Here is a 13813-nt window from a genome sequence, read left to right as displayed (position 1 = left end):
GATTGACGGCCAGCCGTGTTATGGGAAGTCCGTGCAGAAGATTGGCTACCTGATTCCCGAGTTCCCCGGCCAGACGCACATCTTCTTCTGGCGCGAGCTGCAGGCGCTGCCGGGGAAGGGTGTGTCGCCGGAGCTGGTGTCCACCCGGCCGCCGCCCGCGCGCATCATCTCCCACTCGTGGGCGCGCGAGGCCATGTCGCGCACCGAGTACCTCGCGCCCCCGGGCGCCCGCGGAGCCTTCGGCCTTGCCCGGGCCGCGGCCGAGATTGCCCGCGCCATGCCCACGGGCTGGGCTCGCTGCCTCGCCTCCATCGCCCGCGCGGAAGGGCTCGACGCCAAGGGGCGTGCGCAGCTCCTCGCCTTCGCCGTCATGGGTGGACGTCTCTCCGCGCTGGCGCGTGAGCGGGGCTGGTCGCACGTGCACGTGCACTCGTGCGCCAACGCGGCGCATGTCGCGCTCTTCGCCAACCTCCTGTCGGGGCTGCCCTACAGCCTGACGCTGCACGGGCCGCTGTACGACTACGGCCCCAACCAGAAGGAGAAGTGGCGCCACGCGAAGTTCGCCTTCGTGATTACGAAGAAGCTCCTCGGCGAGGTGAACCAGGAGCTGGCCGGCGCGCTGCCGCGGCACATCGAGCTGGCGCCCATGGGCGTGGAACTCCACAAGTTCAACCGCTCCGTGCCGTACACGGCGTGGACGGGCGAGGGCCCGCTGCGCATCTTCTCGTGCGGCCGTCTCAACCCCTGCAAGGGGCACGCGGACCTCATCGACGCGGTGGGCCTCCTCCGCGCGAAGGGCATCGACGCGCGGCTGTCGATTGCGGGCGAGGACGAGGCCGGCGGCACCACGTACCGCAAGGTGCTGGAGGCGAAGCTGGCGGAGACGAAGCTCGGCGACGCGGTGACGCTGCTGGGCGCGGTGAGCGAGGACAAGGTGCGCGGTGAAATCGAGAGCGCGCACATCTTCTCGCTGGCGAGCCTCCAGGAGCCGCTGGGCGTGGCCATCATGGAGGCCATGGCCATGCGCGTGCCCGTGGTGGTGACGGGCGCGGGCGGCGTGCCGGAGCTGGTGGACGACGGAGTGGACGGCATCCTCGTGCCGCCGGAGCAGCCGCAGGTGCTCGCGGACAAGCTGGAGGTCGTGGCGCGCGACGCGAAGGAGGCGCACCGGCTGGGCGAGGCGGGCCGCCGCAAGGTCGAGACGACCTTCAGCAGCGAGCGCAGCGCGGACATGCTCGCGCTGATGCTCCAGCGCGCGGCTGCGGGCACCTGATTCGAGCCGCACCCAGGCAGGCGCGCTGATGCTCCAGTGCGCCGCCTCCGGCATCTGAGCCGAGCCCCTCCCGGATAGGCGCACGAGAGGCTCCCGCGCGCCACAAGCACCCGAGCCAGGTCCCGCCCATCAATCACGTGAGCCCCCGCGCCCGGGGCCACCCGGACCCCGGTTTCCGGCTCGCGCCTGCGTGACGCGGCCTCCACGGTACGCGCCAGCCGCGCACCATTCTGCTTTCCTCCACTCTCGATGCCGCGCGGGCCACGGACGGCCACGGCGAGCGAGGGAAGCAATGGGCGAGACCCGAAGTGGCGTGGCCATTCCCGAGGCAGTGGGGCGGAGCCGTCTCAACGACAGGCCGGGCCAGGCGTGCGACCTCATCATGAAGGGAGGCGTGACGAGCGGAGTCGTCTATCCGCCGGCCATCCTGGAGCTGGCGTTGAAGTACCGCTTCCACTCGATTGGAGGCGCCTCCGCCGGAGCCATCGCCGCCGCCGCGGCCGCCGCGGCGGAGTACGGCCGGCAGACTGTCGAGACTCCGGGGAAGACGGCCCACGGCTTCATCCGGCTCGCGGAGATGAACGACGAGCTGACGACTCCAGGCTTCGTGCGGGAGCTCTTCCAGCCGTCCGAAGCGTGCCGTCCCCTCCACAAGACTGTCCTCGCCTGGCAGGACGGCAATGCGAAGGAGCGCAAGCGGGCCCGCGAGAAGGAGCAGCGCGAGCGCGACGAAGCCGCGAAGCAAGGCGCACCACCGCCCACCCCCACGGTGCCTCCCAAGCAGCCGAATTTCGCCGCCCGCCTCCTTCAGCGTCTCCGGTTCGTGGCCCGCATCAACGGCATCTGCCTGAAGTCGGTCCCCGGCTCCTACCTCGTCGGGGGCCTGCTGGGCCTTCTCCTCGCCGCGGTGCTCGTCAGCGGGAGCGCCGCCTATGGGCTGGCCTGGTGGATGGCGGGCACGGGGGGCTTCAAGGTGCTGGGAGCCCTCATCGTGTTGCTGGCCCTGGGCATCTGCGGTGTCAGCACCATGCTGGGCGGCCTCCTCGCGAGCGGCGCCATGTTGATGCGAGTCATCGGCAGACTGAACCAGAAGGACACGCAGAAGTTCGGCATCTGTCCCGGCAGCTCCGGCGCCAGTGCCTCCCTGGAGGCGGGCACGGGGCTGGCGCTGACGGACTGGCTGCACGTGCGCCTCAACGAGCTGGCGGGCCGTGGGCCCCTGGACGTGCCCATCTCCGTGCGGGAAATGAAGGACCGCAACATCCACTTCAAGCTGGTGACGAGCAACCTCACGCTGGGCCAGCCGTACACGCTGCCCATCACCCGGGGCAGCCGCTCCTTCTTCTTCAAGCGAAGCGAGATGGCGCGGCTGTTCCCCACGCCCGTCGTGGACGCACTGGTGCGGTGGGGCACGGCGAACCGGCCCACGGACTCCCTGCGCATCCGCGACGAGGACGCGGGCGAGTTCCTGCGCTTCCCCATGGGCGAGGACATCCCGCTGGTGGTGGCCACGCGGCTGAGCCTCAGCTTCCCGGTATTGCTGAGCGCGGTGCGGCTGTACTCGGTGAAGGGCGAGAAGTACCGGAAGGGGGCGGGCGGGGTGCCGCAGGTGGTCGACCTGGCGAAGGACCTGGAGGAGCACTGGCTGAGCGACGGCGGCATCACCAGCAACTTCCCCATCCACGTCTTCGACGCCTGGGTGCCGCAGCATCCGACGTTCGGCATCACCCTCTATGACTCGCCACTGTCCCGGGTGCTGGAGCAGCGCGAGGGCCACCACCGCGAGGAGGACCCGAGGGACTCGGTGCTCCTGCCGCACCCCCGGGACTTCGACAAGGCGCGGCCCCAGCGCACGGCCATCCACGACACGCTCGGCTTCCTGCGCGCCGTCTTCGAGACGGCGCAGAGCTACCGCGACAACGCGCAGGCGGGCATGCCCGGCTACCGCGAGCGCATCCTCCAGCTCTTCCTCGACGCGAACGAGGGCGGCCTCAACCTGGACATGGAGCCGGAGGTCCTCGAGCGCATCCAGCTCAAGGGCTGCTACGCGGCGCGGGAGCTGCTCACGCGCTACGGGGACACGGACAGCGTCCACTTCTCCGAGCACCGCTGGGTCCGGATGCACGTGTTGATGTCGGAGCTGGAGCGCCAGCTCTTCGAGGTCCGGGGGCTGTTCAAGGATGCCACCTGGAAGGAGGACCTGCTGGCGCGCTTCGAGGCGCTCTTCCAGGCCCAGCTGCGAGCGCAGGAGCCCGGAGGCGAGCCCTGGTACCGGAGCAAGGGCCCGGCCTGGTGTGCCGAGGCGCAGGGGCGGCTGGAGTCCCTGCTGGAGCTCGTGGAAGCCTGGGACACGGCCCAGCAGGCGTGGCGCGCCCGGCACCCGACTCCGGGGAAGGAGGGCCCGGGCTTCTTCTTCGCCGCGCACCCGCCCCGGCCCGAGGGCGTCCTGAAGGTCATCCCCAACCCGTGACGGTGGGAGCGCCTGGGGAAACCCGGGCGCCCCTCGCGAGAAGAGGGGCCGCTTCCCGAGTCACGGAGCCTGGCGCTCGCCAGGTATGACCCGGCGTCACCCGAGGTCACGGACTGGCCGCCCCTGGAGGGTGGGTTCATGATGTGGGAGACCTGACCAGCCTGTCCTCCCCGCCCCGTCCGCCACTGGACCGGAGTCTCGGGGGCCCGTTGTCAGGAGCGCGGAGGCTGATTACCGCGAGGGTTCACGGTGAGAAGGGAGGCAGTGCCGTTGGAAGCGCCCCAACAGCTCAGGCCGGATGCCTCCGCCGAAGCGGCGCTGTCCCCCACCAGCATCCTGATGGTGGACGACCACGGCGCGAACCTGCTCGCCCTGGAGGCCATCCTGGAGCCGCTCGGCCAGCGGCTCGTGAAGGCGGCCTCGGGTCCGGAGGCGCTGCGCTGGCTGCTGCGCCAGGACTTCGCCCTCATCCTCCTGGACGTGCAGATGCCCGGCATGGACGGCTTCGAGACGGCGCGTCTCATCCGCCAGCGGCAGCGCACGCGCTACACGCCCATCATCTTCCTCACCGCCCACAGCCGCGAGGAGACGCACCTGGTGCACGGCTACGCCATGGGCGCGGCGGACTACGTGGTGAAGCCCTTCCACCCGGACGTGCTGCGCTGGAAGGTGGAGGCCTTCGTCGCGCTGTACCGCCAGCAGCAGCGCCTGCAGGCGCAGGAAGCGGCGCTATGGGAGCGCGAGCGGCACATCCTGGAGCGCCAGAGCGAGCAGCGCTTCCGTCGGCTGGTGGACTCGATGCCCCAGCTCGTCTGGGCGCTGCTGGTGGACGGCACCGTCAGCTATGCCAACCGGGGCTGGCTGGAGTACGCGGGACTGACGCCCGAGCAGGCGCGGCGGAGCGAGGAGAACCGGCGCCTCATCCACCCGGAGGACGTGGCCCGCTGCGGGCAGGCGTGGGCCCGCTCGCTGCGCACCGGCGAGCCCCTGGAGCAGGAGTACCGGCTGCGCCGCGCGAAGGACGGCGAGTTCCGCTGGTTCCTGGGGCGGACGCTGCCCGAGCGCGATGAGGACGGCCAGATTGTCGGCTGGATTGCCACGGCGACGGACATCGACGACGCGCGCAAGGCGGTGGAGGTGCTGCGCGCGGCCAGCGAGGCCAAGGACATGTTCCTCACCATGGCGGCGCACGAGCTGCGCACGCCGCTGCAGGCGGCGCGGAGCTACGCGCACCTCGCGCGGGTGCGGTCGGGCCCGGAAATGGACGAGGGGGTGGACAAGGCGCTGCGGGGCCTCCACCGCAGTGTGACGCGCATGGCGAGCCTGGTGGAGAACCTGCTCGACGTGGGCCGGCTCCAGCGCGGCGAGCTGCGCCTGGAGCAGGGGGACGTGGACCTGGGCACGCTGCTGCACGACGTGGTGGAGCACTTCCAGCCGCTGGCGCAGGAGCACCACATCGCCGTGGACGCGCCGGAGGGGCTGGTGCTCCGCGCGGACCGGGAGCGGCTGGAGCAGGTGTTCACCAACCTCGTGGCCAATGGGCTGCGCTACTCACCGGGGGGCGGGGCCCTGCGGCTGACGGCGCGCCAGGAGCCGGGGCAGGTGCACGTGGAGGTGACGGACCGGGGCGTGGGGATTCCGCAGGGGCAGTTGGAGCACATCTTCGAGCGCTTCAACCGCGCGCACGGAATCTCCTACGGCGGGCTGGGGCTGGGGCTGGCGATTTCGCGAGGCATCGTCGAGCGCCACGGTGGCCGCATCTGGGCGGAGTCCCCCGGCCGCGACGGCGTGGGCAGCAGCTTCCACGTGGTGCTCCCGAAGCAGCGCGGCTGACGGCCCGGGCGGGTGGACGCGCTCAGGAGCGCCGTGCCGCCGTCTTCGTCGCGTCCTCGTTGGGATACGAGATGGCGCCGGGAGGCGGGACGGGCGCGGACGGTGACAGGCCCAGCAGGGTGCTGTTGGGCACGGGCCACGCGCCCGTCTGCGTGGCCAGCTTGCCGGCCATGGCCACGCACACCGCCACGAGGAACGTGCAGATGTACGAGATGATGCCCATGTCTCCGAACACCTGATTCACGTACGCCGCCATGACGCCGACGATGATGAGCGAGGCGGCGCGGTACTCGGAGACGGGGGAGCGGTGGTAGGCGCGCACCGCGAAGAACACGGTGATGACCAGGTACAGCCACACGCCCGTGTACCCGAGCATTCCGCCGAACGCGAGCAACCCCAGCAGCGAGTTGTGCGGGTGGAACCGGTACGTGGGGAACACGAAGGCGATGTCCGGCAGGGGAATCGGCTCCAGGAACTCGTGCCCGTACCCGGTGCCCAGGATGGGGAACTGGGCCCAGGTGGCAATCATGTCCAGGTTCTCGATGTCCCGGTAGTCCATGGCCTCCTCGCCGCCCTGGCCCTCAATCAGTGACTTGATGGTGTCCACCGGCCCGAAGATGCCCGTGGGCCGGTTCCACCCCACCGCGATGTAGAGGGCGATGACCGGGGCCATGAAGGGCGTGAAGCGCACGACGAGGCGCTTGAGCGGCGTCCACGGGTTGATGAGGAAGGCGGCGAGCAGGCAGCCCACGAGGCTGACGTAGGCCAGGCGCCGGTCATTGAACACCATCCCCATGAGGATGATGACGATGACGGCGAGCCCCCGTATCAGGTGGGCTGACTTCGGCTGCTCGATGAAGCGGACCAGCACCACCAGCATGCAGAAGATGAACGTCATCGAGTCCGAGTGGGACGTCGTGTACTCCACGAAGACGCCCAGGGCGGGGATGATGACCAGGGCGAAGTAGCTGCCCACCAGGGCCTTGGTGATGCCCGCGGCGACGATGACCTTCACCACAATCGGCCAGTCCTGGGGCCCGCGCAGGGCGTAGTGGAACATGGCCACGATGAACGGGAGCATCGCGGCCTGGTGCCACTGCCACAGCGAGTTCTTGAAGTCCCCGCCCCGGGCGATGCCGCGCACCTCCATGAAGAGGATGGCGACGAGTGACAGCGCCGTCACGGCGATGAGTGGCCGGGGCATGGGCGCCGTCGGCGGGTCGATGGGGGACTTCACCACCCGCCGGTACATGGCCAGGCCCAGCAGCCCCATGATGAGCACGTCGATGAGGGGGAAGCGCAGCGCCCCAATCTTGGTGATTTGGCTGAGCTGGCCGAACAGCAATTCCCCCAGGGGGAACAGGGGGGACTCCCACAGGCCGGACTGGGGGCGCTCGGCCACGTAGTCCACGGCCAGCACCAGGTAGAGCACCACCAGGACGGGGTAGCGGACGGGGACCTTCAGGACGACCCACACCACGGTGAAGGCCAGCAGGGGGACCAGCGCCACCACCGGGTGGATGATGGCCCCTCCCACGGTGGCGAGCACCATGAAGCCGAGCAGCGCGATGAAGCGCAGGTAGGGCGGCCGGTAGGCCTGATAGGGGGCGTCGTACATCCGTGCGCGGGGAGGCTACATCTGGCTGCCGGGTTGGGATAGATGATGTGGCACGCATGCCTGCTTCCCGCCCTCGTGTCCTCCTGATTGCCGAGCTGTGCAACCCCGACTGGGTGAGCGTCCCGCTGGAAGGCTGGTCGCTCTACCATGCGCTGACCGAGGTGGCGGACGTGCACCTGGTCACCCATGTGCGCAACCGGGAGAACATCCTCAAGCAGGGGGTGCAGGAGGGCTCGCAATTCACCGCGCTGGACTCCACACCGGTGGAGAAGCCGCTCGACAAGGTGGGGCAGCTGATGCGCGGCAGCGCGGGGGTGGGCTGGACGACGGCCACCGCGCTGAGCGCGCTGCCGTACTACTACTTCGAGGAGGTGCTCTGGCGGCGCTTCGGGGCTCGCATCCAGGCGCGCGAGTTCGACCTGGTGCACCGCTACACGCCCATCAGCCCCACCACGCCGAGCACGCTGGCGGCGCGCTGCAAGTCCGCGGGGGTGCCCTTCATGATGGGCCCGATGAATGGCGGCCTGCCGTGGCCCAAGGGCTTCGGGGGCGCGCGGCGGCGGGAGAAGGAGTGGCTCAGCTACATCCGCGATGTGTACAAGCTGATGCCCTTCTACACGTCCACGCGGGAGAACGCGTCGGCCATCCTGACGGGCTCGCGAGCGACGCGGGGGCAGGTGGCGGAGAAGTGGCAGCCGAAGACGGTGTACATCCCTGAGAACGCCATCGACCCGAAGCGCTTCGGCACGGCGAAGTCGGAGGGGCCGGTGGAGCTGCCGCTGCGGGTGGCCTTCGTGGGGCGCTTCGTGCCGTACAAGGGCATGGCCATGCTGATGGAGGCGGCGGCGCCGCTCATCCGCGAGGGCAAGGTGGTGCTGGAGTACATCGGCGACGGCCAGGAGATGCCCAACCTCAAGGCGCAGGCGGCGCGCGAGGGGATTGAGTCCGGGGTGACGTTCGCCGGGTGGGTGAAGCACCAGGAGCTGCAGGGGCGGCTGGCGAAGAACCACGTCTTCGGCTTCCCGAGCGTGCGCGAGTTCGGCGGCGCGGTGGTGTGCGAGGCGATGGCGCTGGGGCTGGTGCCCATCGTCATGGACTACGGCGGCCCGGGAGAAATCGTGAGTCCGGCGACGGGCTTCGCGATTCAGATGGGTACGCCGGAGGAAATCGTGGTGCGGGTGCGCGAGGTGCTGGCGAAGCTGGCGGCGGACCCGTCGGTCATCCGGCCCATGGGCGAGCGTGCCCGGGAGCGCGTCTTCAAGTACTTCACGTGGAAGGCGAAGGCGGAGCAGGTGCTGGAGGTCTACCGCTGGCTGCAAGGCGAGCGCGGCCAGCCGGACTGGGGCATGCCGCTGGCGGACTGACGGGCCCTCGGCTCAGGGCCGCGCGCGCCAGGACCACGTGCCCGGCTCCCAGACGAGGCGCTGCTCACCCGCGAGCACCGGGTCGAGGAAGGCGCGCACCACCGCGGTGACGGCGTCGAGCGTCGTCCATGGGAGGCGGTCTCGTACGGCCAGGCTGGCATAGGGCTGGAGCCACGCGTCGGGCGGCGCAGGGGTAGAGGCTGGCAGGGCATGCGTATCGCGGAAGGTGAAGGTGTCCACGAGTGCGGCACGAAGGCGGGGTGTGTCCAGCGCTCCGATGCTGGCGAGTAGCGCGAGGTCCGGCAGATCCTTCACACGCGTGTTCGGGCGAGAGCGAGGAAGCGTGTACGCATGGAGCTTCTCCGCGATGTGAGTCTCCACGGGGTACAGGCGCACTCGAGGTGGTGCGATGCCAGCAAAGCCAAGCACGTCTGGCGCGACGATGAATTCGGGCTCATCCAAGCGCGGGGCTTCAATCACCACGTCGACCCCAAAGACATCGCCATAGAGCTTGTCCGCGAGCATGCACTCGGCGCGGAAGCGAAACCCCTCGTGCTTCAGCCCTTCGTTCTGAAGCTCGGGATGGTTCGCGTCGGGATGGACTTCGAACGTCATGAAGTCCCCCAGCTCGAGTCGTCCCGCCGCTTGCAGTCGCGCGAGAAGCCCGGCGGGTGTGTCGCTCAGGCGCAGGTCGACATCCATCGTGGCGCGTGCGCGCTCGATGCGGAGCTCCAGCACGAGTCCACCCTTCAACGTCGCGGCATCTCCGAAGGCGCGAACGACACGAGCGAGGAATCGTTCGAAGACCAGTCGTTGGCGGCGGCGCGTGAACTCCCTTCCGTCCCGTGAAGCGGACCTCAGTCTCTGTTCGAGGGCCTGCTTGAACGCGACGGGTGACGCATAGCCACGCGCCGTCACGCGGGGGCCAGGTAGGGCTTCAGTGCCTGCTCGACATCGGGGATTTCCGACCGTGTGACACGTCCTCGGTGGAGTGCCTGGTGGAAGGCCTGCAGGAGGAACTCGGGCGACAGGTGAGAGGCGGCACAGTCGCTGAGTGTCCGGCGCGTAGATGTCATCGGCACCGACCCCCACCAGGTGCGATCCGCGGCGGGGAGGTCGGCATGGTGCAGGACGACGCCTGGAGGAACGCGAAGCCGGCGCTTCTTCCAGGACAGCGGGAGAGTCAGATCGACGCGAGAGGGCAGCACATCGGACAGCCTTTGCATCATCAGTGCCGTCTGATGGGAGAACACCCCCTGCTGCTCCGACCAGAGCCAGAAGGTGACGAACTCCTCGTCCTCGGCCAGCGGGAAGTGCACCAGGCGGTACACCCCTCTCTGAACTCGGACGATGCGCCGGATGCGGACGTAGTGGACGAGCAACTGGGGCGAGTACCCCGCCTCCGCCGCCTGCTTCGTCGTGAAGAGGCCCGCCTGCCCGACGGCGAACTCGAAGAGCCGGTCCCAGCTGGGATGTCCTACCCGCGCTTGCTCCACGCACGAAACTAAAACCCCATTTTAGTTTCGTGCAAGTGGGGGCGCCCGGACGCACGAAACTAAAACCCCATTTTAGTTTCGTGCGCCTGGCCACCCACCAGCAGACCGGTCGCTCCTACCCACACCCACCGCCCTACGGAATCGCCGGAACCCGGTCGAAGTCCATGGTGCTGATGGGCGCGAAGCGCTCGAACCGGTCCTCGCGCTGGTCCAGCGTCCGGGCCTTGCGGATCAGCGCCCCCAGCTCCGCCACGTCCTGCCGGCCCTTCAGCGACTGGCCAACCTCTTCCCACAGCGCCACCAGCCCGTCGTAGGACAGCGGCCGCACCCAGTACGAGCCCCGGAGCTTCTCCGCGAACGCCGCCGCCACGTACGACAGGCGCGTGGGCGGAGCGGCCCGGCCATACGCGGTGCGCAGCACGGACGACGGCAGCCGCTTCTCCATCAGCTTCGAGTCCCCACCCTCCGGCGCCTTGTAGCGGATGCGCAGCGTGCCGAAGGAAGCCGCGGGCTCGCGCAGCTTCACCTCGTACAGCGCGGTGACGGAGTGCCCCGCGCCCACCTCGCCCGCGTCCACCTTGTCGTCCGCGAACTGCTCCTTCGTGAGCATCCGGTTCTCGTACCCCAGCAGCCGGTAGCGCACGACGGCCTCGGGGTCGAACTCCACCTGCAGCTTCACGTCCTTGGCCACCACCTGGAGCGTGCCGGTGAGGTTCTGCACGAAGATGCGGCGCGCCTCCTCCAGCCGGTCCACATAGGCGTAGTTGCCCTCGCCCACCTGCGCCAGCCGCTCCATCAGCACGTCGTTGTAGTTGCCCATGCCGAAGCCCACGGTGGACAGGGTGATGCCCCGGGCCGCGAAGCCCTTCACCCGCGCCCAGATGCCGTCCGCGTCGGTGATGCCGTTGTTGGCCACACCGTCCGAGCAGAGGATGACGCGGTTGATGCCTCCCTTCAGGAGGTGCTCCGCCGCCAGCGCGTAGCCCAGCTCCAGCCCCGCCTGCGCATTCGTGGCGCCCTCGATGGTCAACCCGTCGATGGCGGCCAGCAGCCGCTGCTTCTGCGTGGCACTCGTGCGCCCGAGCACCTGGCGCGCCTGCGAGCCGTACACGACGATGGACACGGCGTCCCGCTCATCCAGCGCGGCCACCAGCAGGCGCAGCGCGCGCTGCACCAGCCCGAGCCGGTTCTCCCCGCTCATGGACCCGGACACGTCGATGACGAAGACGAGGTGGCTCGCCTTGCGCTGCTGAGCGCTCACCTCGCGCGCCTTCACGCCGATGTGGACCACCTGGTAGCCCTTGCGCGCCGGGGACGGGAAGCCCTCCACGTGCACGCTGAAGGGTGCGTCCGGCTCGGCCGCGTAGCCGTAGTCGAAGCTGTTGACGAACTCCTCCACGCGCACGGCCTGCTCGTCGGGCAGGGACCCGTGCTCCAGGTACGAGCGCATCAGCGTGTATGACGCCGTATCGGTGTCCACGGAGAACGTGGAGAAGCGCTCCTCCTCCGTGGTCACCGTCGGGTTGACCCCGTAGCCCTTGAAGTACATGTCGAAGAAGGAGCGGCCCTGGGGCGGCACGGTGCGCTCGGAGGCGCGGACGCCGGAGGACACCGTGCTCGCGGGAGCGGCGCTGGGGACCTGGGGACTCGCGTTGATGCCGGAGGCCGGGTCGCTGGTGGACAGCCCGTCCACCACGTAGCCGCGCTCGGGTGAGCTCGTGCCGCTGATGGACACGCCGTAGTTGTCACTCCTGGCGCCCGGCCGCGTCTCCGCCAGGGACTCGAAGGAGCGGGCCGCGCCGCCCTTTCCACCCGGACGGGCCACGGCGATGCGCTTGATGAACTCCTGGTCCACGTTGACGCCGGCGGTCGTGGAGCCCACGTCGATGGTCGGCGGTGCGCCGGAGAGCTCCACCACCGCACCGAGCGACTCGGGGAGCAGCTCCGCGTTGATGCGGATGGTGCGGTTGGGCCGCAGCTGCACGTCGGACCGCGCGTACGGCTTGAATTGCTCCTTCTCGAACCGCAGGGTGTACACACCCGGCGGAAGCTGGGGGATGCGGAAGTTGCCCTTCGCGTCGGTCACCACGGTCTGCTCACCCTGGAGGGCGGGCGAGGTCGCGGTGACCACGGCGTCGGCAATCGGCTGCCGGCTCTGGGCGTCGATGACCGTGCCGATGATGACGCTGGAAGGAGTGCCAGCAGCGGGCTGCGCCAGGGAGGGCACGGCCAGCAACATCAGGAGACCGCACAGCACACGCGGGACAATGGACTTCATGGGAGCCACCTCGTTGCATCAGGAGGTGGCCATCATCCAGAGGACGTGGGCCCCGTTCCGCACAGGGGCCTCCGCGCTTCATCATCGTTCAATCACGCCCGCTTCGGCGCCGAGCCCGCACCTGGCTCCGAACCCCGGAGCCAGGGAACTCGTACCGTCGACACCCGGGACGTCTACCGCTGCACTCGAGCGCGCTCCTGGCCTGGAATTCCGAAGCCTCGGAGCCCGCGCCGCCGCCCGCGACGTCTACCGCTGCACGTCCGCGCTGTTCTCCGCCTCGCGGGTGGTGCGCACCCACTCGCCGCGCTTCTCCGCGCCGCCGCCGCGCAGCATGAGCCCCACCTTCCACACCACGTACACAGGCGCCCAGGCCAGGTCGAGCAGCCCGCGCGGGCCCACGCCGGACACCCACCAGCCGCGCAGCACGTACGCGCCCAGCGACGCCAGGCCGAAGCTCGCGACGCTCGACGCCAGCACCGCCGTGCCGCCGGACAGCCACGTCACCACCGCCGCCGCCACCGCGCCACCCACCGCGGCCAGCACCAGCTGGCTCAGCGGCGGCACCAGCACGTCCATGGACAAGTCGAGCAGCAGCCCGCTGCGCTCGCGCAGGGCGGTGCTCAACAGCGGCCACCCATGCAGCTTGCGCATCTGCTTGCGTCCGCCCTCCCAGCGCTGGCGCTGCGAGCGGCTCTGCTTCTCGCCGGACACCATCTCCCCGAGCACCTCCGCCTCCCAGGCGTAGTGCACGCGGTGGCCCTTCTTGCCCAGGCGGATGCCGTACTCCAGGTCCTCCACCACGCTGAAGGCGTCATGCGGCACCTCGCGCAGCACCGCGTGGGTGAAGCACATGCCGTTGCCGCGCAGGCCGCAGGACACGCCCAGCGCCTCGCGGCCCAGCGAGCGCACCTTGTGGAACATGCCCAGCGCAATCGTAATCAGCCGCGTGCGCCAGGACGCCGTCGGGTTCATCACGCCGTAGTGCGCCTGCACCGCGTTCGCGCCCTTCTCCAGCCGGGCCGCGTACGCGTGCAGCAGGTTGGGCGACACCACCGTGTCCGCGTCCACCACCACCACCGCGTCCGCGAAGCCGTCCTTCTGGCTGAACTCGAAGGCGTAGGCCAGGGCGTAGCCCTTGCCACGCTTCTCCGTGTCGTGCCGCTCCAGCACCGTGGCGCCCGCCTCGCGCGCCTTCTGCGCCGTCGCGTCCGAGCAGTTGTCCGCCACGACGAGGATGCGCCGCATCGCGGCCGGGTAGTCCACCGCGGACAGGTTGGCCACCGTCCGGGCGATGCCCAGCTCCTCGTTGTGCGACGGAATCACCACGTCGAACCTGCGCACGGGCGCCGGAGGCACCGGCGCGGCCCGCCGCCACGACAGCAGCGTCAGCAACAACAGGTAGCCGCAGGCCACCGCCACCGGCAGCAGCCCCACGCACAGCGCCACATCCACCCAGGTCCACACCGTCACGACAGTCACCC

9 protein-coding genes are annotated in these 13813 nt (G+C 69.8%); 4 read left to right on the top strand and 5 right to left on the bottom strand.

The genetic code is table 11. From position 1 onward, the window contains the following. Positions 1-31: 31 nt before the first annotated feature. The 3 genes from epsE (at position 32) to epsF (ending at position 5576) form a co-directional block, all read left to right on the top strand. Entirely contained in the window at positions 32-1273 is a 1242-nt protein-coding gene (epsE, locus tag G4D85_RS38635) for an exopolysaccharide biosynthesis GT4 family glycosyltransferase EpsE (RefSeq protein WP_205525892.1), read from the top strand. A 292-nt stretch (positions 1274-1565) separates the two neighbouring features. Beyond that, positions 1566-3743, top strand: coding sequence for a patatin-like phospholipase domain-containing protein (locus tag G4D85_RS38630; protein WP_164019160.1), 2178 nt, complete (start codon positions 1566-1568; stop codon positions 3741-3743). Between the two features lie 270 nt (positions 3744-4013). Continuing rightward, complete coding sequence (gene epsF, locus G4D85_RS38625; RefSeq protein ID WP_420821744.1) at positions 4014-5576, top strand: response regulator EpsF; 1563 nt, start codon at positions 4014-4016, stop codon at positions 5574-5576. Between the two features lie 22 nt (positions 5577-5598). On the opposite strand, the gene wzy is transcribed toward epsF, so the two are convergent. Then, the gene (wzy, locus tag G4D85_RS38620) at positions 5599-7194 is read right to left on the bottom strand and encodes an exopolysaccharide repeat unit polymerase (RefSeq protein WP_205525891.1); all 1596 of its coding nucleotides are present in this window, start codon (positions 7192-7194) and stop codon (positions 5599-5601) included. A 56-nt stretch (positions 7195-7250) separates the two neighbouring features. Here wzy and epsH point away from each other — a divergent pair, with 56 nt between their 5' ends. After that, positions 7251-8558 (top strand): exopolysaccharide biosynthesis glycosyltransferase EpsH, encoded by a 1308-nt coding sequence (gene epsH / locus G4D85_RS38615; RefSeq protein ID WP_164019158.1) that lies wholly within the window; start codon positions 7251-7253, stop codon positions 8556-8558. A gap of 12 nt (positions 8559-8570) precedes the next feature. On the opposite strand, the gene G4D85_RS38610 is transcribed toward epsH, so the two are convergent. The 4 genes from G4D85_RS38610 to epsU form a co-directional block, all read right to left on the bottom strand. Then, the gene (locus tag G4D85_RS38610; protein WP_164019156.1) at positions 8571-9476 is read right to left on the bottom strand and encodes a nucleotidyl transferase AbiEii/AbiGii toxin family protein; all 906 of its coding nucleotides are present in this window, start codon (positions 9474-9476) and stop codon (positions 8571-8573) included. Further along, positions 9473-10054: a type IV toxin-antitoxin system AbiEi family antitoxin domain-containing protein gene (locus G4D85_RS38605; protein ID WP_164019154.1), complete on the bottom strand. Its 582-nt coding sequence runs from the start codon at positions 10052-10054 to the stop codon at positions 9473-9475. The genes G4D85_RS38610 and G4D85_RS38605 overlap by 4 nt, the downstream gene beginning before the upstream one ends. A gap of 133 nt (positions 10055-10187) precedes the next feature. After that, positions 10188-12332, bottom strand: coding sequence for a YfbK domain-containing protein (locus tag G4D85_RS38600; RefSeq protein ID WP_164019153.1), 2145 nt, complete (start codon positions 12330-12332; stop codon positions 10188-10190). A 246-nt stretch (positions 12333-12578) separates the two neighbouring features. Continuing rightward, positions 12579-13811, bottom strand: a complete 1233-nt coding sequence (gene epsU, locus G4D85_RS38595) for an exopolysaccharide biosynthesis GT2 family glycosyltransferase EpsU (RefSeq protein WP_164019293.1) — start codon at positions 13809-13811, stop codon at positions 12579-12581. Between the last annotated feature and the right edge of the window lie 2 nt (positions 13812-13813).

This window comes from Pyxidicoccus trucidator, assembly GCF_010894435.1.
In the GTDB taxonomy this organism is placed as follows: domain Bacteria; phylum Myxococcota; class Myxococcia; order Myxococcales; family Myxococcaceae; genus Myxococcus; species Myxococcus trucidator.
Note: the sequence above shows the minus strand (reverse complement) of the source record. Positions and strands in the feature narration are given on the sequence as shown.